2 protein-coding genes and 1 pseudogene are annotated in these 24,205 nt (G+C 71.6%); all 3 read right to left on the bottom strand.

Annotation, left to right across the window (positions count from 1 at the left end; all coding sequences use genetic code 11):
* Positions 1-23: 23 nt before the first annotated feature.
* Positions 24-14,189: a type I polyketide synthase gene (locus tag HUW46_RS48615; RefSeq protein WP_254125420.1), complete on the bottom strand. Its 14,166-nt coding sequence runs from the start codon at positions 14,187-14,189 to the stop codon at positions 24-26.
* Positions 14,190-14,217: 28 nt separating this feature from the next.
* Positions 14,218-24,009, bottom strand: a complete 9,792-nt coding sequence (locus HUW46_RS40050; RefSeq protein WP_442861007.1) for an SDR family NAD(P)-dependent oxidoreductase — start codon at positions 24,007-24,009, stop codon at positions 14,218-14,220.
* Positions 23,983-24,060: pseudogene (locus HUW46_RS49165) on the bottom strand (polyketide synthase docking domain-containing protein); the annotation flags it as partial. The pseudogene HUW46_RS49165 and the gene HUW46_RS40050, both read right to left, overlap by 27 nt.
* Positions 24,061-24,205 lie beyond the last annotated feature (145 nt).

The following is a 24,205-nucleotide window of genomic DNA, read 5'->3' as shown; positions in this document are numbered from 1 at the left end:
CTTGCAACGACCTTGAGCGGGTGTCAGCGCGGGCCGGACAACCAGTCCTCGACCGCGCGCGCCGTCGTGGCGGCATCCTGCTCCATCATGCTGAAGTGGTCCCCCGGTACCTCGACGACGCGATCCGCGGTTGGCCACTGCGCTCGCCACGCCGTGGATTCGGGCACCGGCCCGGAAAACGAGCTGCCCAGCGCTTCGGTGAACAGCTCGGCGGGCCGGACGAACAGCTGCGGTGCCACCAGGTCGTGCCGCTTCCAGTCCGCGGTGAGCCGCTGGTATCTGACCATCGCCGACAGGGAGCGCCCCGTCACCACCTCGAACTGCTCCTGCCGCCGCACCACGGAATCGAAGACCGCGGCGAACAGTGGTCGCAGTTCGGGACCGAACTCGGTGTAGGTGTCGATGAGCACCACCGATTCCGGTGCGCGGCCACGGCGCTCCAGTTCGTGCGCCAGCGCGTGCACGAGCAAGCCGCCCCACGAATGGCCCACGAGGACGACGGGCCCCTCGGGTACGGCGTCCGCGTGAGCCTCCACCACCGCGTCGAGCGAACCGGGGAGCTCGTCTTCGGCGATCCCGGGCAGCGGAAGTACCGCGACGTCGCGGGTCCCGGCGAACCCGGCCGCGAACCGGGCGTACTGCACGGGCGCGCCGAGCCCGATGGCCGAGGGAACGCAGACCAGGCGAGGAGTTTCCGGGCCCCGCGCCAACACCAGCGGTGCGACGACGGGCGCGGTGACCTCGGGGCGCACGTCGGCGACCGCGCCGAGCAGCGCCATCCCCGCGTCCCGGTTTCCGCCGAGGCAGGCCCGGCGGAACATCGCGAGCACGGCGTCCGGCTCGCGCACGAGTTCCGGTCGTGCCGCGCTTCCGATCTCCGTGCCGAGCCGCACCGCGAGTTCGCTCGCGTCGCGGTGATCGAACACCAGCGTCGCGGGCAGCCGGAGGCCGGTCACCGTGTTGAGCCGGTTGCGCAGTTCCAGCGCGGTCAACGAATCGAACCCGAGTTCGTGGAACGCGCGATCGGTCGGCACCGCCTCGGTCGAAGGATGTCCCAGCACCGTCGCCACCTCGCGCCGGACAAGATCGAGCAGCCTTGGTCCTCGATCCGCTTCGCCGAGTGCCGCGAGCTCGTCGCGCAACGCGGGCACGACGTCCCCCTCCTGCTCCTCCTCTGCTTTTGCCACCTGCGCTGCCGCCACCTCGGGAATTTCCGCGATCAGCGGTCGTGGCCGAGCCAGGGTGAACGTGAGCGAGAACCGCGCCCAATCGACGTCGGCCACGATCGGGCACAGCTCGTCGTCGTCCAGCACTCGGCGCAGTCCGCGCATCGCCAGTTCCGGGTCCATCAGCCGCAGCCCGCGCCGGTCGGCGAGGTGGCGCTCCGCCGCGCCGTCGGCCATACCGCCCCCGTCCCAGATGCCCCACACCACGGCGGTGGCCGGCAGTCCGCGCCGGCGCCGGTCGCCGGCGAACGCCATGGCGAACGCGTTGGACGCGGCATACGCGGCCTCGGCCCCGCTGCCCCAGAGCCCGGCCAGCGAGGAGAACAGGACGAAGGCGTCGAGGTCGTCGGGCAGCAGTGCGTCCAGGTTGCGGGCGCCGGTCACCTTCGCCGCCAGCACGCGCGCGACCTCGTCGAGGGAAAGGTCCATGGTCGGGCCGAAATGCCCGGCGCCGGCCGAGTGCACCACCGCGTCGATCCTGCCGAGACCGGCGAGCGCCTCGCCCAACGCGGCCCGATCGGCGACATCGCACGCGACGGCCTCGACCCGGCCGTCCGCTTCGGCGATCAGTTCGGCGGCCTTCGGTGCCGCCGCCCCTCGTCTGCTCAGCAGCACGACCCGTGCCGCGCCGCGATCGATCAGCCATCGGACCACGTGCGCGCCGACGCCGCCCGCGCCCCCGGTGACCAGAACCGTGCCGCGAGGTCGCCAGGTCCTGGTGCCGAGGCGATCGTCGCCAGGTGCGGGAAGCACGCGGCGTGCCAGCACGCCGCCGTCCCGGATCGCCACCTGGTCCTCGTGCCCGTCCGCGAGGACACCGCGCAACGCCGCCACGGCGCGTTCGTCCAACTCCTGCGGCAGATCGACCAAACCACCCCAGATTCTGGGCGTTTCCAGCCCCACCGTCTGGCCGAGCCCCCACACCAGCGCCTGAACCGGGCTGGTGGCCAGATCGGTCCCGTCCACCGAGACCGCGCCTCGGGTGACGCACCAGAGCGGCGGTGCGGAGTCGAGTTTTCCCAGCTGCTGCGCCAATCCCAGGGTTGCCGCCAGCCCCGCCGGAACACCGGGCGCCGACGAGCAGTCGTCCTCGTCCCACGCTAGCAGCGACAACACCCCGGAGGCGGACTCGACCGCGGCGGCGACCTCGTCGGCCTGGAGGACGAGCGCATCGCCCAAGCAGGCGGCGATCCGCGCCGCCTCGGGTGTGCCGGCGAACGCGGGCGGCACCACTACGAGCCAGGTGCCCGCGACCGCGCGGTCCTGGACCGGTACCGGACGCCACGCCACCCGGTACCGCCACGACGCCAGTTTCGACTCCGCGCGACTCCGGGACATCGCGTCGGCCACGGTATCGACGTCCACGCCCAGCTCGGCGGCCAAGACCGCGGGATCGACCGAAAACCCCGTATCCGTCGCCGGGCCGTCCAGGGTCCGCCCCGCCAGCCAGTAGCGACGCCGCTGGAACGGGTAGGTGGGCAGGTCGACCCTGGCCGGTGCGCAATCGGCGAACACCGGAGCCCAGTCCACCTCGACGCCGCGCACGTGCAACTCGGTCGCCGAGACGAGGAAACGCCGCAGCGAGCCCTGGTCCCGGCGGAGCGTGCCGACGACCACAGTGCCATCGGACTTCGCCTCGGCCAGGATCTCCTGGATCGCCGTGGTCACCACGGGGTGCGGGCTCACCTCCACGAACGCATGGTGTCCCGACGCGAGCAACCCGCGCACCGCGGTGTCGAATTCGACGGTGGCGCGCAGGTTCCGGTACCAGTAGCCCGCGTCGAGCCGCGCGGTGTCCAGCACGCCGCCGGACACCGTGGAGCAGAACGGAACGTCGGCCGCGCGCGGCCGGATCGGGGCGAGCGCGTCGAGCAGCTCGGCTTCGATGCGCTCCACCTGCGCCGAGTGCGAGGCGTAGTCCACCGCGACGCGCCGGGCCAGCACGTTGTCCTCGGCGCACTGCGCGAGCAGTTCGTCCAACGGGCCGAGGTCGCCGGAAACGACCGTCGTGGCCGGGCCGTTCACCGCCGCGATCGAGATGCGCCCGCCCCACGCGGCCACGCGTTCGGCCACCGCTTCCCGCGACTCGGAGACCGACACCATGCCACCCGCCCCGGTCAGCCGCGTGATGGCCGCACTGCGCAGCGCGACCACCCGCGCACCGTCCTCGAGCGAGAGCGCGCCCGCAACGCAGGCGGCCGCGAGTTCACCCTGGGAGTGACCGACCACCGCGGAAGCTTCGATCCCGAAGGAGCGCCACAACTCGGCGAGAGACACCATCACGGCCCACAGCGCCGGTTGCACCACGTCCACTCTGGACAGTGCGTTCCCGTCGGCGAGCACGTCCCGTAGCGACCAGTCGACGTACGGCGCCAGCGCTGCCGCGCACTCCGCCATCCTGGCGGCGAACACCGGCGAGGACTCGATCAGTTCGGTGGCCATGCCGGTCCACTGCGCCCCCTGCCCGGGGAAGACCAGCACGACCTTGCCCGACACATCGGCCACTCCGGTGACCACCTGTCCCGCCGCGTCGCCCGTCCCGAAGTCCCGCAGGAGGTCCAGCATGCCGTCGGAGTCGGCGCCGACCACGGCCGCGCGGTGGTCGAACGCCCGGCGGGTCGTCACCAGCGAATGGGCCACGTCCACCGCCCGGTGACCGGTGACCGCGCCGAGGCGCTCGGCCTGCTCCCGGAGCGCCCGCTGGGTACGCCCGGACAGCAGCCACGGCACCACCGGGTTCCGCGAACCGGTGCCGACGGCATCGGGCTCACCCTGTTCCAGGATCACGTGCGCGTTGGTGCCGCTGATCCCCAAGGAGGACACCCCCGCTCGCCTCGCCCTGCCGGTTTCCGGCCACCGCTTGCGCTCGACGAGCAGTTCCACCGCACCGGCGGACCAGTCCACTTTGGACGACGGCCGGTCGACGTGCAGCGTCCTCGGCAGCACACCGTGCCGCATCGCCATGACCATCTTGATGACCCCGGCCACGCCGGAAGCCGACTGCGTGTGCCCGATGTTGGACTTGAGCGAACCCAGCCACAACGGCCGATCCGGCGCACGGTCCTGACCGTAGGTCGCCACCAGAGCCTGTGCCTCGATCGGGTCGCCGAGCTTGGTGCCCGTACCGTGCGCCTCCACCGCGTCGACGTCCGAAGTGGACAACGCGGCGCCGGCGAGCGCGGCGCGGATCACCCGCTGCTGCGAAGGACCGTTGGGCGCGGTCAGCCCGTTGGACGCGCCGTCGGAGTTCACCGCGGAACCCCGGACGACCGCCAGCACGCGGTGCCCGTTGGCCCGCGCGGCGGAAAGCGGTTCCAGCAGGAGCACGCCCGCCCCCTCGCCCCACGCCGTACCGTCGGCGGCGTCGGCGAAGGACTTGCACCGGCCATCCGGAGCCAGCCCGCCCTGCCGGGACAGGTCGAGGAACGGCCCGGGGGTGGACATCACCGCGACCCCGCCCGCCAGCGCGAGATCGCACTCCCCGCGGCGCAGCGCTTCCACCGCGAGGTGCAGCGCAACCAACGACGACGAGCACGCGGTGTCGACGGTCAGCGCCGGACCGTGCAACCCGAGCGCGTAAGCCACCCTTCCCGAAGCCACCGCCGCCGCGTTGCCCGTGCCGAGGTAGCCCTCGACGGCCTCCGAGGCGCCGGCCAACCGGTCGTAGCCCATGGCGCCGGCGCCGGTGAACACCCCGACCGGGGTTCCCCTGACCGAGGCCGGGTCGATTCCGGCGCGTTCCAGCGCCTCCCACGAGATTTCCAGGAGCAGCCGCTGCTGCGGGTCCATCGCCACGGCCTCGCGTGGACTGATGCCGAAGAACTCCGCGTCGAACTCGGCGGCACCGTCGACGAATCCACCGGCGCACACGTACGAGGTCCCGACGTGCTCCGGATCGGGGTGGTAAACGGCATCGAGGTCCCAGCCCCGGTCCACCGGGAACGGGGAGATCGCGTCCAACTCGTCGACGACCGCTCGCCACAGGTCCTCCGGCGAGCGGATGCCCGCCGGGAACCGGCAAGCCATTCCGACGATGGCCACCGGTTCGTCGGCGACCGCGCCGGCAACCGGGCTCGAACCCGCCGCCTCGCCGCCGAGGAACTCGGCCAACTGCTCGGGGTTCGGGTAGTCGAACACCAAGGTGGCCGGCAGCCGCGCGCCGATCACGGCCGCGATCCGGTCGCGGAACTCGACCGCGGTCAACGAGTCGAAACCCTGGTCGCGGAACGCCCGGTTCGGATCCACCTCCTCGGCCGTGGCGTAGCCCAGCACGTCCGCCGTCTCGCGGCGGATCAAGTCGAGCAGCGCGCCTCGCCGTTCCGCATCGCCGAGCAGCGCCAGATCGGCGCGCTGCCCGCCATCCGGTGGCGGCGCGTCCGCGAGCGCTTCGGCCGCCGCCGGGATCTCGCTGATCAACGGACGCGGCCGAGCGAGCGCGTAGGTGGGCGCGAACCGCGCCCAGTCCACATCGGCCACGGTCAGGCAGGTGTGCCCCTCTTCGACGGCTTGCCGCAACGCGAGCACGGCCAGGTCGGGTTCCATGAGCCGCACTCCGCTGCGGCTGAGCAGCAGCTCCGCGGACCCAGCCGCCATACCGGCGCCGGCCCAGCCACCCCACGACACCGAGGTGGCGCGCGAACCACGTCTGCGGCGGGATTCGGCCACCGCGTCCAGGTAGGCGTTGGCCGCCGCGTACGCCGCCTGCGCGCCACTTCCCCACACCCCGGCGATCGAGGAGAACAAGACGAAGGCGTCCAGATCAGCGGGCAGCAGCGTGTCCAGGTTTCGCGCGCCGATGACCTTGGCCGCCAGCACTTCCCCGACCTCGGCCAGTGACAGCTCGTCGGTCGGGCGGAAGTGCCCCACCCCCGCGGCGTGCACCACGGCGTCGATCCTGCCGAGACCGGCGAGGACCTCGGCGAGCGCGGCGCGGTCGGTCACATCGCACCGCACGACCCGGACCGCGTCGGCCACCGGCGCCGAAGTCCCGCGCCGGCTCAGCAGAACGACCCGCTCGGCGCCGCTGTCCACGAGCCACTCGGTCACCCGGGTGCCCAGGCCTCCGGTACCGCCGGTGACCAGTACGGTGCCGCGCGGCCGCCACGGCTCGACCGGTACGTCGCGGTCACGGGGCGCCGGAAGCACCCGGCGCGCGAAGGTGCCCGCACCCCGGATCGCGACCTGATCTTCACCGATCCCCGTCAGCACCCCGCGCAGCGCGGCGAGAACGCGCTCGTCCAACTCGGCGGGCAAATCGACCAGACCGCCCCACAGCGCCGGGAACTCGAGACCCACGGTCTGGCCGAGCCCCCACACCGACGCCTGAGCCGGGCTCGGCGCGAGGTCCGAGGCGCCGCAGGCCACCGCGCGCCGCGTCACGCACCACAGCGGAGTCCGGGTGTCGCGAAGGACTTGCACCAGCCGCAAGGTCATGGCCAGTCCGGCCGGAACGCCCGGCGCCGACACGCAGTCGCCTTCGTCCCATCCCAACAGGGACACCACCCCGGCGGCCCCGTCCGCCGCACCGACGGCCTCGTCCGCGGTGACGATCCTCGCGGCGTCCAGTGCCGCGGCCACGCGGTCCACCTCCGGGTCGCCCGCGAGGGCCGGTGGTACGACCACCAACCACGGTCCGGTCAACGCGGCGGCCCGCGGCGAAACCGGACGCCATCCCACGCGGTAGCGCCAGTGGTCCACCGCGTCCTCAGCACGCCACCTCGACATCGCGCTCGCCACGGCGTCGGCGTCCACCCCGAACTCCGCCGCCACGGCCGCCGGGGACAACCCCCGCAGGGACGAACGCGGGTCGGCGGTCGGACCGGTCAGCCAGAACCGCCGCCGCTGGAACGGGTACGTGGGCAGGTCGACGATCCTGGCACCGGTTCCGGCGAAGGCGGACTCCCACCTCACCGTGGCACCCGCGACATGCGCACCGGCAAGGGCGGTGAACAGTGAGCCGCGCTCCGGGCGGTCCCGGCGCAGCAGCGCCACCGCCGTCACGTCCTCGAACTGTTCTCTGACCAGACCGCACAGCGTGCCGCCGGGGGAAAGCTCGAGAAACGTGCGGACGCCCTCCGCGTACGAAACCGCCGCCGCGGCACCGAACTCCACCGGCTGCCGTACCTGCGCCACCCAGTACTCCGGATCGGTCAGGTCGCCGGGCAGGGCCGGCACGACGGCCAGCGCGGGCGGGTGGAACGTGATGCCGCGGAGCACCGCGCGGAACCGGTCGAGCATGGGCTCCATCAACGGCGAGTGGAAGGCGTGGCTGACCCGCAGCCAACGCACCTCGACCCCGTCCTCGGCCAGTTCCTCGGCGATTTCGCGCACCGCGGGCTCGGCACCGGAGAACACCACCGACGACGGACCGTTGATCGCCGCGATCCCGACTTCACCGGTACGACCCGCGATCAGGTCTCCGGCGCGCGCCTCGGTCGTCCGCGCGGCGAGCATCGCCCCGCCGGTGGGCAACTCGCTCATCAGCCTGCCTCGTGCGGACACGACGGTGCAGGCGTCCGCCAGCGACAGCACGCCTGCCACGTGTGCCGCGGCCAGTTCGCCGATCGAGTGCCCCAGCAGGTGATCGGCCCTGATCCCGTAACTCTCGAGCAGGCGGTACAGGGCGACCTGAGTCGCGAACAGCGCGGGCTGGGCGTAGGCGGTGTCGTCGAGCAAGGCGTCTTCGCCCCACATCACCTCGCGCAGCGACCGGTCCAGACCCCGGTCGAGATGCGCGCACGCCTCGTCGAAGGCACCGGCGAACACGGGGAAACACTCGTACAGCTCTCGGCCCATCCCCGGGCGCTGAGAACCCTGCCCGGCGAACAAGAACGCCGTACCGCCGTGGCCGGTGACCCCACTGGTCACCACCGGGGACCGCGTGCCCGCCGCGATCGCGCGCAGCCCGGCCAGCACGTCCGCGCGGTTCTCGGCGAGCACGACGGCGCGGTGCTCGAACGCCGACCGCGTGGCCGCCAGCGAAAAGCCGAAGTCGGCGAGCGCGGACTCGGCGGCGACGGCGAGCAATCCCGCGGCCTGTGCCCGCAGCGCTTCCGGGGTGCGGGCCGCCAGTGCCAACGGGATCAGCGGCGGTTCGGCGGCCGTCGTCATCGGCTCCGCCTGGCCCGCTTCGACGATCAGGTGGACGTTGGTGCCGCCCACTCCGAACGCCGAGACCCCCATCCGCCGCTGCCGGTCGACCTCGGGCCAGGGAACGGCCTCGGTCAGCAGCCGCACGTCGCCGGCCGCCCAGTCGACGTTCGACGACGGTGCGTCCACGTGCAGCGTCTTCGGCAGCACTCCGCGCCGCATCGCGAGCACGGCCTTGATCAACCCGGCGACCCCGGCCGCGGCCTGGGTGTGCCCGATGTTCGACTTCACCGAACCCAGCCACAGCGGGTGTTCGCGGTCCTGCCCGTAGGTGGCCAGCAAGGCGCTCGCTTCGATCGGATCGCCAAGCGCGGTGCCGGTGCCGTGCGCCTCCACGGCGTCCACATCGGACGGTGCGAGGCCGGCGCTGGCGAGCGCCTGCCGGATGACCCGTTGCTGCGCCTGCCCGTTCGGCGCGGACAGGCCGTTCGACGCGCCGTCGGAATTCACCGCGGAGCCGCGCAGCACGGCGAGCACCCGGTGCCCGTTGCGCTCCGCTTCGGACAACCGTTCCAGCAGCACCAGCCCGGCGCCCTCGCCCCATCCGGTGCCGTCGGCCGCCTCGGCGAACGCCTTGCACCGGCCGTCGCCCGCGAGGCCGCCTTGCCTGCCGAACTCGCTGAACGCCGCCGGCGTGCACAGCACCGCCACCCCACCCGCCACCGCCATCGCGCATTCGCCGCCCCGCAGGGCCTGCGCCGCCAAGTGCACCGCGACCAGCGCTGACGAGCAGGCCGTGTCCACGGTCATGACGGGCCCGTCCAGTCCGAGGTGGTAGGCGATCCGGCCGGACACCACCGCACCCGAGTTACCGGTGAGCAGATGTCCCTGTACGCGTTCGGGCACCTCGGCCATGCCGCTGCCGTACCCCTGGGCGCCGCAGCCGACGAATACCCCGGTTCCGGTGCCCTTCCTGCTCATCGGATCGATCCCGGCGTGTTCGAAAACCTCCCAAGCCGTTTCCAGGAGCAGTCGTTGCTGCGGGTCCGTGGCCAACGCCTCGCGCGGGCTCATCGCGAAGAACTCGTGGTCGAACTCGCCCGCGTCGTGGACGAACCCGCCCTCTTGCCGGTAGCCGTCGCCCAGTAGCGCGGACAGCGCGCCTGACTGCCACCCCCGGTCGGTGGGGAACTCCGAAAGCGCGTCGGCACCGGCTGCCAGCAGTTCCCACAGATCGTCGGGTGAGCGCACTCCGCCGGGGAACCGGCAGCTCATCCCGACTATGGCGATCGGCTCGTCCGCCGCAGCCGGTGCGGTCACGCCCGCGAAGGCCCTGCCGTCGTCGAAAAGCTCGTCCACCAGGTGCGCGGCCAGCGCCCTCGCGCTCGGGAAGTCGAACACCACGGTCGTCGGCAGCCGCAGTCCCGTCGCGGTCGCCAGGCGATTGCGCAGTTCCACCGAGGTGAGCGAGTCGAACCCGATCTCGCGAAAGGGCCGGTCGACGTCCACGTCGAGTTCGCCGACACCGCCGCCGAGCACCGCCGACACCTGGGACCGCACGTACTCCACGGCGGCCCGGTCCCGTGCCGGGGGCGACATCCCCACGAGCCGGGACGGCAGTTCCGGCTCGTCAATACCGATCGAGCCAGGCGCGACCTCGACGATCTGCCGCACCTCGGGCAGGTCGGCCAGCAGCGGGCTCGGACGGGACGAAGTGAACGCGGGGACGAACGCCGCCCAGTCCACATCGGCCACCGCCACGCAGGTTTCGTCCGAATCCAGCACCCTGCCGAGAGCGGTCAGGGCGAGTTCCGGCGGCATCCCGCGCACGCCGCGCCGCCGCAGGTAGTCCGCGGCGAACTCGGTGGCCGCGAGCCCATCGCCCGACCAGGCGCCCCATGCCACGGAAGTCGCGGTCGCGCCGCGGGCGCGCCGATGGTCGGCGAGCGCGTCCAGGTAGGCGTTGCCCGCCGCGTACGCCGCCTGCCCTCCGCTCCCCCACACACCCGCGTTCGAAGAGAACAGCACGAAGGCGTCGATGTCGTCCGGCAGCAATTCGTCGAGATTGCGCGCACCGGCCACCTTGGGCGCGACGACCTCGGCGTAGCGCCGCGCCGTGAGATCCGCGAACGGGGCCAGCTCGACGATCCCCGCGGCGTGCATCACCGACCGCACCGGGTGGCCCGTCTCGGCCAGCCCTGCCAGCAACTCCGCCACCTGGCTCCGGTCGGCCACGTCGCAGGACGCCACGGACACCTGGGCGCCCGCGGCGGTGAGGTCGGCGACGAGATCCGCCGCACCGGCCGCTTCGGCACCCCGCCTGCTCACCAGCACCAGGCGTTCGGCACCACGACCGACGAGCCAGCGAGCCACCCTGGCACCGATTCCGCCGGTGCCGCCGGTGACCAGGATCGTCCCGCGCGGAGTCCACGTACGGGACCGGCCGGTGTCAGGGGGCGCGTGCACGAGCCGTCGCCGCACCAGGCCACGGGCGCGGACCGCGACCTGGTCCTCGGCGCCCCGCGCGGTGAGGACCGAGCACAACCGGCCGGCCGCGGCGGCGTCCACTGTGGCCGGAAGGTCGACCAGGCCACCCCAGCGCTCCGGGTGTTCCAACGCGATGACGCGGCCGAGCCCCCACAGCTCGGCCGACTCCGGATCGCGCACCCGGTCGGAGCTGCCGGTGCCGACCGCCCCGCTGGTCACCACCCACAACGGGGCGCCGCTGTCGCCGAGCTCCTTGGCGATGCCCAGTACGTCGCCGGACAGGCACAGGACACCGGACGGCGCGAGGTCGCGCAGCAGCCCCGGGTCGATGCCCGGTCGCGAAACGACCTCGGCACCCGCCGCGCGCAGCGCCGCGCACACCACGTCCGCGTCGCCACCTCCGGACGTGATCACCAGCCAAGTGCCGGACAGTGCCGGTGCCGGTGCGTCGTGCCACGGCGTCCACTCGACCCGGTACCGCCAAGAGTCCACAGTGGACTTGTCGCGGAGATCGCGGTGCCAGCGGGACAGTGCGGGCAGCACCTCGTGGAGCGGCTCGGCCCCGATACCCAATGCCACCGCGAGGTCGTCGAGTTCCTCGTTCTCGACCGCGGCCCAGAGCGCCGCGTCGGCGGGTTCGACGGTCGCGGCCCGTTGCTCGGCTTCGAGCCAGTAGCGGCGCCGCTGGAACGCGTAGGTGGGCAGGTCCACCTGTTTCGGCCGGTGCGCGGCGAGCACCGCGGTCCAGTCGACGTGGACGCCGCGCACATGCAGTTCGGCCATCGACAACAACACCCTGCGCAGCGCGTCGTCGTCGCGACGCAGGGTTCCGGTCACCACCGTGCCGACCGGCGCCGCCTCGGCCAGTGTCTCGTGCACGGCCGAGACGAGCACCGGATGGGGACTGATCTCGACGAAGGCGCGGTGCCCGCCCTCGGCGAGCGTCCGGATCGCGGCGTCGAACCGCACTGGCCGGCGCAGGTTGGCGTACCAGTACTCGGCACCCAGATCGCCGTCGCCGATCCACTCGCCGGTCACTGTGGACAGCAACGGGATCCCGGGCGCCACCGAGGTGATCGGGGCGAGCGCGTCGAGCACTTCTTCCCGGATGTCGTCGACTTGCGGTGAGTGGGACGCGTAGTCCACCGGAACCGCCTTCGCCCGCACGCCATCGGCCGTGCATTCGGCGATCAGGTCGGCGAGCGGTCCCGGAGGACCGGAGACCACGGTGGAGGCGGCGCCGTTGACCGCCGCGATCGACAACCGGCCGCGCCAGCGGTCCAACCGGCTCCGCACCTGGTCCGCGGGCAGGTTCACCGACGCCAGACCACCGCGGCCGGCAAGTACCCTGACGATGGCCCGGCTGCGGGACACCACGACCCTGGCCCCGTCCGCCAGCGACAACGCCCCGGCGACACAGGCCGCCGCGACCTCTCCCTGGGAGTGGCCGACCACGGCGTCGGGCACCACGCCGCACGAACGCCACAGCCTGGCCAGTGCCACCATGACGGCCCACAGCACGGGCTGTACGACGTCGGCCCTCGTCAACGCTTCGGCATCGGCGAGCACCTCGGTCAACGACCAGTCGATCAACGGCCGCAACGCCGCGGCGCATTCGTCCATGGCCGCGGCGAAGACCTCGGACTCGGCGAGCAACCGCACCGCCATCCCGGTCCACTGCGCGCCCTGGCCGGGAAAGACGAACACCGTCTTGCCGGCGACGTCGGCGATGCCCGATGCTCCGCGCCCGGCATCTACTGGGTCGCCGGATCCCAACGCGCCGAGGCCCGCCAACAGGGTGTCTCGCTCGTCGCCCACGATCACCGCGCGGTGTTCGAACGCAGAACGTTGCGTGGCAAGGGAGAACCCGACGTCCACCGGACTCGCCAGCCTTGCCGATTCCGCGCCGGCCAACCGGGCCGCCTGTGCGTGCAGTGCCGCCCGCGTGCGACCGGACACCACCCACGGCACCGGCCCGCCGCTCGCGGCGCGCTCGTCGGCCGGTTCCTGATCGACTGGGTGCTCCAGGATGACGTGCGCGTTCGTCCCGCTCATCCCGAAGGCGGAAACACCGGCGCGTCGTGGTCGCCCGGTGTTCGGCCAGTGCTCGCTCTCGACCAGCAGCCGGAGCACGCCGGAGCTCCAGTCGACGTGCGGAGAAGGCCGGTCGACGTGCAGCGTGCGGGGCAGGACCCCGTGTCGCATGGCCAGCACCATCTTGATCACGCCCGCCACGCCCGCGGCGGCCTGGGCGTGACCGATGTTCGACTTCACCGACCCCAGCCACAGCGGTGCCTCTCGTTCCCCGCCGTATGCCTCGATGAGCGCCTGCGCTTCGACAGGGTCGCCGAGCGGTGTGCCCGTACCGTGCGCCTCGACAACGTCCACTTCGGACGCGGTGAGCCCAGCGGAGGCGAGCGCCTGCCGGAGGACCCGCTGCTGCGAGGTGCCGTTCGGCGCGGTCAGGCCGTTCGAGGCACCGTCGGAGTTCACCGCGGAGCCCCGCACCACGGCCAGCACGGGGTGACCGTTCCCGATCGCGTCGGACAGCCGCTCCACGAGAAGCACGCCGACGCCTTCACCCGGCCCGAACCCGTCGGCCGCGGCCGCGAACGGCTTGCACCTGCCGTCCGCGGCCAGACCGCGTTGTTTGGAGAACTCCAAGAAGGTCGATGGCGAGCCCATCACCGAAATACCGCCGGCCAGGGCCAGCGAGCAGTCACCGGAGCGCAGCGCTCGGGCGGCGAGGTGCAGAGTCATCAGTGAGGACGAACAAGCCGTGTCCACGGTGACGGCCGGTCCCTCGAGGCCTAGTACGTAGGCGATCCTGCCGGAGGCCACGCTGCCGGAGTTGCCGGTGCCGAAGTAGCCCCGCAGGTCCTCCGGCGGGTTCTCCACCCCGTAGACGTAATCGTGGTAGTTCAACCCGACGAAGACCCCGGTCCGGCTTCCCTTCAGGGTTTCCGCCACGATCCCCGCGCGTTCCACCGCCTCCCAGGAGGTTTCCAGCAGCAGGCGCTGCTGCGGGTCCATCGCCAGCGCTTCGCGTGGGTTGATGCCGAAGAACTCGGCGTCGAACTCGCCCGGCGCGTCGAGGAACCCGCCCTCGCGCACGTAGGAAGTCCCGGCGCGGCCGATCTCCGAGTCGTACAGCGCCTCGACGTCCCAGCCTCGGTCGAGCGGGAACTCGCTGATCGCGTCCCGTCCGGCGGCGACCAGTTCCCAGAGCTCCTCCGGCGTTCCGACACCACCGGGGAACCGGCAAGCCATCCCGACGATGGCGATCGGTTCCCGTTCCCGCTCCTGAAGTTCGGCCAGCCCCCGGCGGGCCGTGCGGAGCTCCGCCGTCGCCCGCTTGAGGTAGTCGAGGTAGCGCTCCTCGCTCATGGTCCAGCGTCCTCTCCTCGGCTTCCGGTCACGACGGCCCGTAGCCGCGATCCACGATGTGGAACAGGTCTTGGTCGGTCGCGGCCTCGAGGGAGTCCGGCACCGTCCACTCCGCCAGCACCGCGCGCAGCCGCTCGACCAGCCGATCCCGTTCGGTCTCGTCGGCGACGCTGAACGCTTCATCTACATTGGACAGTGCGAGGTCGACGGGGGAACCGGTCGACGGGACCAGCTCGGCGCTCAGGCGATCGACCAGCGCGGCGGAGTTCGGGTGGTCGAAGATCAGTGTGGTCGGCAGGCTCAGGCCGGTGGACTCGGCGAGGCGATTACGCAGTTCGACCGCGGTCAATGAGTCGAAACCCAGTTCCGCGAACGGTTTTCCGGGTTCGATCGCCTCCGCGGTGGCGTGGCCGAGCACGGTGGCGGCGGTCGACCTCACTAGTTCGTCGAGCGCGCGCATCCGTTCGGGGTGGGGGAGTTGGTGGAGTGTGTTGGGGGTGGTGTTGGTGGGGGTGGGGGGTGGTGTGGTGGGGATGGTGGTGAGCAGGGGGCTGGGGCGGTTGATGGTGAAGGTGGGGTGGAAGGTGGTCCAGTCGAGGTTGGCGATGGTGATGTTGGTTTCGTTGTGGTGCAGGGTGGTGTGGAGGGTGTGCAGGGCGTGTTCGGGGGGCATCATGGTGATGCCGATGCGGGTGAGGGTGTCGGTGGCGTCGGGGGTGATCATGCCGCCGCCTGCCCAGCCGCCCCAGGCGATCGCGGTGGCGTTGAGGCCGCGGTCGCGGCGGTCGCGGGCGAGGGCGTCGAGGTAGGCGTTACCGGCGGCGTAGGCGGCTTGCCCGGTTCCGCCCCAGGCGCCGGCGCCGGAGGAGAACAACACGAACGCGTCCAGCTCGCCGGTCAACTCGTCCAGGATCCGGGCACCGGTGACTTTGGCGTGCAGTCCCTCGGCCCAGTCCGCGGCGGTGACCAGCTCGGTCAGCGCACGCTGGTGGGAGACACCGGCGGCGTGCACGACCGCGGTCAGTTCCGGTTCCCCGGCCAGCACGGCCGCGACCGCGGCCCGGTCGGTGACATCACAGGCGACCGCCTCGACCGGGCCGGGCAGATCGGCCACGCCCGGGGCGTGCCCGCCCCGTCTGCTGGCCAGCACCACCCGGGTCGCGCCGTTGTCCACCAGCCAGCGGGCCACATGCCGCCCCAGCGCCCCGGTGCCCCCGGTGACCAGCACCGTCCCCCGAGGCCGCCAACGACCCGGCTCACCACCCCCGGCTCGGGTCTGGGTGTCGGGGTCGGTTCCGGCGGGGATCATTCGTCGCCCGAACACCCCGTCGGCGCTGATGCGGACCTGGTCTTCCCGCCGCTGCCCGAGCACCGCGCCCAGCCGGGTCACGGCCCGCTCGTCGAGTACCTCGGGTAACTGCACCAGCCCGCCCCACCGGCCGGGATGTTCCAACGCGGCCACCCGCCCGGCACCCCATAACTGCGCCCGCATCGGATCCCCGCCCTGGGTGGCCCACCACACCACCGCGTCCCCGCCACCGCGTAACAACTCGGTGTTGAACAGCAAACTCCGCACCACCGCCGGCTCCTGCGCGCACGGGCGGGAATCCAGCCCCAGCAACGACAACACCCCCGACACCGGCCGGCCATCACCACACCCCCACACCGCCTCGGCCATCTCGGCCACCGAGGACACCGCCATATCGATCTCCACCACCCGCGCCCCGGGCACCAGCACCGGTATCGCGCATCCGGCCGGAACCACCACCACCCACACCCCGTCCACCACCGCCGCGGGCACCGTCAACGGCTGCCACCGGAACCGATACCGCCACCCCCGCGTCACCTCCTCCACCCGCCGATCACCCCACCACGCCCGCACCGCCTCCACCGCCTCCACCGCCGTGTCCCCCGGCCCCAACCCCAACCGCTCAACCACATCCCCACCCCCGAACAACTCCCCCAACCCCTCCCACCCCGACGGTCCCGGCGCCGGTGCCGGGGGACTCAACCAATACCGCTGCCGCTGAAACGAATACGTCGGCAACTCCACCCGCACCGCACCAGAAAACAACCGCTCCCACCACACCCCCACACCCCGCACCCACACCCCCGCCACCGACCGCAACAACCGATCCAACCCACCCTGCCCCCGACGCAACGACCCCACCACCACACCACCACCAGCGCCACCAACACCACTGACACCACTGGCGCCACTAACGTTGGTGTTGCTGGTCTTGCTGACATCGTTGGTGTTGCTGACATCGTTGGTATTGCTGGTGTTGTTGTCGTCGGTGGTGTTGTTGTCGTCGGTGGTGTTGTTGTCGTCGGTGGTGTTGTGGGTGGTTGTGGTTGTGGTGTGGAGGGTGTCTTCGATCGCGGTGGTCAGGACCGGGTGTGCGCTGCATTCGACGAACACGTCGAAGCCGTCGGCCAGCAGTGCCTCGGTCGCGGTCTGGAATCGCACCGGGTGGCGGGCGTTGTCGAACCAGTACCGTGGCCCCATGTCCGCGGTATCGAGCACTCCGCCGGTCACCGTGGAATACACCGGTACCGCCGCTTGCCGGGGCTGGATCCCGGACAACATCCCCATCAGCTCGGCACGCAACCGATCAACCTGCGCGCTATGCGAGGCCACCGTGGCCGGAACCACCCGCGCCCGCGTCCCCCGCTCCACCATCGCCTCCACCCATTCCCGCAACACCTCTTCCGCACCAGCGACCATGGTCATCCCCGGACTGCTCACCCCCGCCACCACCACCCCTTCCACCAACCGCTCCCGCACCACCTCCACCGGTAACCCCACCGACGCGATCGCTCCCCGCCCCACCAACTCCCGCGCGAACAACGCACTACGCAACACCACCACCCGCACCGCGTCCGACAACGACAACCCACCCGCCACATACACCGCCGCCACCTCACCCTGGGAATGACCCACCACCGCCGCGGGCTCCACCCCCAACCACCGCCACACCGCCGCCAACGACACCATCACCGCGAACAACAACGGCTGCAACAACTCAATCCGCCCCAACACCTCCTCCCCACCCCACAACACCTCCATCAACGACCACCCCGCCACCGACTCCACCACCCCACAACACGCATCAAACTCCGCCCGAAACACCCCCGAACACCCATACAACTCCCGCCCCATCCCCACCCACTGCGACCCCTGCCCCGGAAACACAAACACCACCCCACCCACACCACCCACCGACCCCACCACACCCAACCCCAAATCCGACAACCCCACACCCAACTCACCACACCCACCACCCACCACCACCGCACGATGCGCCAACCGCGGTTTCGCGAGCAGGCTCGCCCCCACCGCCGAGACGGACAGGTCCGGGTTGGCGTCCACATGCGACCGAAGACGCGTAGCCTGACGACGCAACGCTTCCTCGTCATGTCCACTGAGGACCCAAGGAAGCGGACCCTCCTCCGGCGCGCCGACGGGTTCGGGCAACAGCGCTTCAGGTTCCTCCAGGATCACGTGTGCGTTGGTGCCGCTGATCCCGAACGACGACACCGCGGCCCGCCGGACACGCCCCCCGCCATCCCACTCCCGATTCTCGGTCAACAACCGCACCCCACCCGAAGACCAATCCACATGCGGCGTCGGCTCGTCCACGCCAAGCGTCCTTGGCAGCACCCCGTGCCGCATCGCCATGATCATCTTGATCAGCCCGGCGACACCGGCCGCGGCCTGGGTGTGCCCGATGTTGGACTTCACCGACCCCAACCACAACGGCCGCTCACGACCCCGCCCATACGTCGCCAACAACGCCTCAGCCTCAATCGGATCACCCAACGCCGTACCCGTCCCATGCGCCTCCACCACATCCACATCCGACACACCAAGACCCGCGTTCGCCAACGCCTCCCGAATCACCCGCTCCTGCGACGGACCATTAGGCGCTGTCAACCCATTCGACGCACCATCCGAATTCACCGCAGAACCCCGCACCACCGCCAACACCCGATGCCCATTCCGACGCGCATCCGACAACCGCTCCACGAGGAGAAGCCCGACTCCCTCACCCCAGCCGGTTCCGTCCGCCGCGCGTGCGAAGGGCTTGCAGCGGCCGTCGGACGCCAGGCCGCGTTGCCTCGACAGCTCGATGAACGCCGTCGGCGTCGACATCACGGTCACCCCACCGGCAAGGGCCAGGTCGCACTCGTGGTTGCGCAGCGCCTGCCCGGCAAGGTGCAGCGCGACCAGAGAGGACGAACACGCGGTGTCCAAGGTGAGCGCGGGACCGTGGAAACCCCAGGTGTAGGCGATCCGCCCGGAGGCGACACTGGCCGAGATACCCGTGCTCCGGTAGCCCTCCGCACCATCCACACCGGACACTCCTTGGCTGGCGTAGTCGTGGTACATCACCCCGACGAACACCCCGGTCCGGCTGCCGCGCAACGAAAAGGGGTCCACCCCGGCGTTCTCGAACGCCTCCCACGAGGTCTCCAGCAGCAACCGCTGCTGCGGGTCCATCACCACCGCCTCGCGCGGCGAAATGCCGAAGAACGCCGGATCGAACTCAGCGGCGTCGTACAGGAACGCGCCTTCACGGACGTACGAGGTACCGGCGTGCTCCGGGTCGGGGTCGAACAGGGTATCCAGGTCCCAGCCCCGGTCCACCGGGAACGAGCCGAAACCGTCCCTTCCCTCCGCGACCAGCCGCCAAAGCGCTTCGGGTGAGTCGGCCCCACCGGGATACCGGCAGCCCACACCGACGATCGCCAGCGGCTCGTCCGGTGAGCGCTCGACGCGGGGCGGGGACGGAGTCCGCCGTTCGCCGGTGATCCGATCGAGCAGGTGCGCGATCAGCTCGGCCGGTGACGGGTGATCGAACACCAGGGTCGGCGGCAGCCTCAGTCCGGTCACGGCACCGAGTTGGTTACGCAACTCGACCGCGGTGAGCGAGTCGAAGCCGAGCTCGCGGAAGGACCGGTGCGCCTGCACTGCCTCCGCCGAGGTGAAACCGAGTACCTCGGACATCGAGGAACCGACCAGCTCGGTGACGGTCTTCACCCGCTCGTCCTCGGGAAGCGCGGCGAGGTCGCGCATGCGGTTCCCGCGGGTGCGGGTCCCCGGACGAGCCGGCGGACCGGTCAATCCGCTCAGCACTTTGGCCGGTTCGCCGTCGCGTCCAAGCGCTGCACCGTCCAATTGGATCGGGACCAGCACCGGTGCGGCCTGCGCCAGCGCCGTGTCGAACAGTGCGAGGCCGGTCTGCTCGGTCAGCGGGACCAGGCCGGCGCGGGCCGATTTCGCCAGACCGGTCCGGCCCGCCATCCCGGTTCCCGCCCACGGCCCCCAAGCCAGCGACAACGCGGGCAGGCCGATCGAGTGCCGGTACGCCGCCAACGCGTCCATGAACGAGTTCGCCGCCGCGTACGCACCCTGCCCGCCGCTGCCGAGCACACCCGCCGCGGAGGAGAACACCACGAAGGCCGCGAGATCCAGCCCCCGCGTCAGCTCGTGCAAGTGCGATGCCCCGTCGACTTTCGGTCGCAGTACCGTTTCGATGCGCTCTGGTGTCAACGACAGCACCGTGCCGTCATCCAACGCCCCCGCGGCGTGCACCACGGCGGTGAGCGGGTGATCCGGTGAGATCCCGGCGAGCAGCGCGGCCACCCCGGACCGATCGGCCACATCGCACGGCACGAACTCGGCGACGGCACCGAGCGCGGTCAGCTCCGCCAGCAGGTCCGCTGGCTCGCGCCGGCTCGCCAGCACGAGGCGGCGTACGCCGTGCCGCTGTACCAAATGCCGGGCGACCAACCCGCCCAGCTGTCCCGACGCACCGGTGAGCAGCACGGTCCCCTCGGTGTCCAGTCGCGGGAGCCGCCCCTCCGCCGCAGCCGCCCTCGCCAGCCGCGGCACCCACGCGGCGCTGTCGCGCAGGGCCACCACCGGCTCGTCGAGTGCCACCGCCGCCGGTATCGCCGCCTGCGAACCGTCGTCCACGTCGACCAGCGCGATGCGACCGGGATGTTCCGTCTGCGCCGAACGCACGAGGCCGAGTGCCGCGGCCTGGGCCGGGTCGCGCACGGCGTCGCCGTCCCCGGCGGCGACCGCGCCCGTCGACAGCACGACCAGCTTCGTATCCGCCGGGCGCTCTTCGAGCAACCACTGCTGAAGCACCGGCAGGATGTGCCCGACGGCCGCCCGCGTCGCCTCCGCGAGGTCGCTTCGCCCGTCCCACCGTGGCAACGGCGCGAGCACCACGTCGGAAGCCGGACCGGGGACCGCGTCAGCACGGACCCAGTCGAGCTGGTGCAGGTGACTCGCCCGACCGGCGACGGCAGCGTCCACCGACAGTTCGCGCACGATCAGCTCGTCCACCGAGAACACCGCGCCACCGGATTCATCGGCCGCCAGCAGCGACACGGCACCGTCGCCCGCCGGTGCCGACCGGACCCGCAGTACCGACGCGCCCGACCGGTACAAGCTCAGGCCACGCCACGAGAACGGTACGAGCGCCCGGCCGGTTCCACCGGCCTGCGGAGCCACACCGTGCAGGGCGGCATCCAACAGGGCCGGATGGATCCCGAACTGCTCCGCTCCCGTGCCGGGGAGACGCACCTCGGTGAACACTTCCCCACCGCGCCGCCACATCGCCCGCACCCCGCGGAACTCCGGCCCGTAGGTGACCGCGCTTTCCGTGTCCTCGTACCAACTGTCCACCGCGACCGGCTCCGCACCGCGCGGTGGCCACTCCGCCAGTTCGTCCGATGCCTCGGGGTCCGCGGCGAGCAAGGTGCCGCACGCGTGCCGGACCCAGTCCCCCTTCGCACGCGAGTGCACGGACACCGATCGCCTGCCGGACTCGTCCGCCGCCGCGACCGCGATCTGGATGGCCGTCGTCGAACCCGGTGACAGGAACAGCGGCGCTTCGAGGGTCAGTTCCTCGATCCGCCCGCAGCCGACGTCGTCCCCGGCGCGAACCACGAGTTCCACGAGCGCGCTTCCCGGCACGAGCGGCACGCCCCCGACCGCGTGATCGGCCAACCACGGGTGCGCTTCCACCGAAAGCCCCCCGGTCACCAGGTTTCCCCCGGAGTCAGCCAGCGAGAGAGCCGCGTCGAGCATGGGATGGTTCGCCCTGCTCCACCCCGCTGCCTCGCCACCGCGAACGGCTGACGTCATCCAGTAGCGCTCGCGCTCGAACGCGTAGGTGGGCAAGTCGACCCGAGCCGCACCCGTGCCCGCGAAGAAGGCAGGCCAGTCGACCCGGACTCCCCTGCTGTGCAGCTGCCCGACGGCCGAAACGACAGCGGGTGCCTCCGCGCGATCCTTGCGGGCGGCCGGGACGAAGGCGAGCTGACCGCCCGGTTCCCCCGCGGACTCTTGACCGAGCGCCGAAAGCGGGCCATCCGGCCCGAGCTCCAGGAAGGTGGTGACCCCGATGGACCGCAGTTCTCGCACGGCGTCGCCGAACAGCACGGTTTGCCGGGCGTGCCGCACCCAGTACTCCGGATCGCACAGTTCGGCGGGATCGGCCAGCCGTCCGGTCAGCGCGGAGACCACCGGAATCGTTGGAGTGCCGAAGTCGGTCCGCTCCACCACCGAACGGAATTCGGCGAGCATCGGCTCCATCAGCGGTGAGTGGAAGGCGTGGCTGACGGTCAGCGACGTCGTCTCGAACCCGCGACCGGACAACAGCCGGGCGACCTCGTGCACGGCGTCCCGCGCACCGGAGAGCACCACCGAGTCCGGCCCGTTGACCGCTGCCAGGCTCACCGTGTCTTCGAGCCCGGTCAGCATCGGGCGCACGTCGTCCACCGCTGCCCGAACGGCGATCATCACGCCACCGCCCGGCAGCGCCTGCATCAAGCGGCCACGAGCGGTGACCAGGGCGCAGGCCGCCGGCAGCGGCAGGGCACCGGCCACGTGCGCGGCGGCGAGCTCACCAACCGAGTGCCCGGCGAGGGCGTCCGCCCGGATGCCCCACGCGGTGAGCAACCGGAACATCGCGACTTCGAACGCGAACAGCGCGGGCTGCGCGAAAGCGGTGGTGTCGAGTGCTTCGCGGTCCTCGGCCCACATCGCGGTGCGCAGCGCCGGGTCCAGCATCGCGCACACCTCGTCGAAGGCCTCGGCGAACACGGGAAACGCACCGTGGAGCCCGCGCCCCATGCCCGGCCGCTGCGCGCCCTGCCCGGTGAACAGGAACGCCACCTTCCCTTCCTGGGCGATGTCGGTCGGCAGCGCCCCGGATTCCAGACGCCGCAGACCATCCAGGAGTTCGGGCAGGTCCGCGGCGGTGATCGCCGCGCGATGGTCCAGCGCGGCGCGCGTGGTCGCCAACGACCAGGCCACGTCCGCGACGCCGGCGCCCGGTGCCGTTCCGAGGTGCGTGCGGAGCCGTTCGGCCTGGGCCCGCAGGGCATCGGCGGAACGTGCAGACACCACGCACGGCACGACGGCCAGCTCGCGTCGATTGTCCACAATGGACTTCTCGTCGGCCGGAGGCGCTTGCTCGAGAACCACGTGGGCATTCGTGCCGCTGACTCCGAACGAAGAAACGGCGGCTCGTCTCGGCTGCCCGGTTTCCGGCCAACTCCGAGCCTCGACGAGCAGGCGAACCGCGCCCGCCGACCAGTCGACGTGCGAAGAGGGCTGGTCGACGTGCAAGGTCTTCGGCAACAGCCCGTGCCGCATGGCCATGATCATCTTGATCACCCCGGCCACCCCGGCCGCGGACTGGGCATGTCCGATGTTGGACTTGACGGAACCGAGCCAGAGCGGCCGCTCCGCGGGCCGGCGGCCGCCATAGGCCGCCAGCAGCGCCTGCGCCTCGATCGGGTCGCCGAGAACGGTCCCGGTCCCGTGGCCCTCCACCGCGTCCACGTCGAAGGGAAGCAACCGCGCGTCTCGCAGCGCCTCGTCGATCACCCGCTCCTGCGACGGCCCGTTCGGCGCGGTCAAACCGTTCGAGGCACCGTCGGAGTTCACCGCGCACCCGCGCACGAGTCCGAGCACCGGATGTCCGAGGCGGCGGGCGTCCGACTCCCGCTCCAGCAGGAGGACTCCGACACCTTCCGACCACCCGGTCCCGTCTGCCGCGTCCGCGTAGGACTTGCAGCGGCCGTCGACGGCGAGGCCGCGTTGCCGGGACAGCTCGACGAAGGTCGCCGGGCTCGACATGACCGCCGCACCGCCTGCCATCGCGAGCGTGCACTCGCCGCGGCGCAGCGAGGTGCACGCCAGGTGCAGCGCCACCAGCGAAGAGGAACACGCGGTGTCCACAGTGACCGCCGGGCCCTCCAAACCAAGCGTGTAGGCGATCCGTCCAGATAGGACACTCCCCGCCACGCCCGTGCTCAGGTACCCTTCGAACTCGGCGGGAACCTCCGTCAGCCGGGCGGCGTAGTCGTGGTGCATCAGCCCGGCGAACACGCCGGTCCGGCTGCCGCGCAACGACATCGGGTCGATTCCGGCCCGTTCGAGCACCTCCCACGACACTTCCAGGTACAACCGCTGCTGAGGGTCCATCGAGGTCGCTTCGCGCGGCGAGATGCCGAAGAAGGCCGGATCGAACTCCGCCGCGTCGTGCAGGAACCCACCGTGCCGCACGTAGCTGGTGCCCGGCCTGCCCTGGTCGGGATCGTAGAGGGCGGAAAGGTTCCAGCCCCGGTCGTCGGGGAACGGGGTGATCGCGTCGACCTCCCCTGCCACCAGTCTCCAGAGGTCCTCGGGCGACCGGACACCGCCGGGGTAGCGGCACCCCATGGCCACGACGGCGATCGGTTCGTGCGCCCGCGCGTCGGCCTCGTCCAGCCGAGAACGAGCGCGGCGCAAATCCGCGGTCACCTTCTTCAGGTAGCCGAGCAGCTGCTGGTCGTCAGCCATGGACCACATCCCTCCTCGGGAACACCAGGCAACCGAATCAGGACAGCGAGAACGGCTGACAGCCGGCGATCCCGGTCGACCACCCGTCGGACTCACCGTGCCAGTCACGACCTGGCAACGGCCTTTCAGCGGCCTGGCCACACCA

It is taken from the genome of Amycolatopsis sp. CA-230715 (assembly GCF_018736145.1).
GTDB lineage: Bacteria > Actinomycetota > Actinomycetes > Mycobacteriales > Pseudonocardiaceae > Amycolatopsis.
This window is presented reverse-complemented; position numbering and strand designations above follow the sequence as displayed.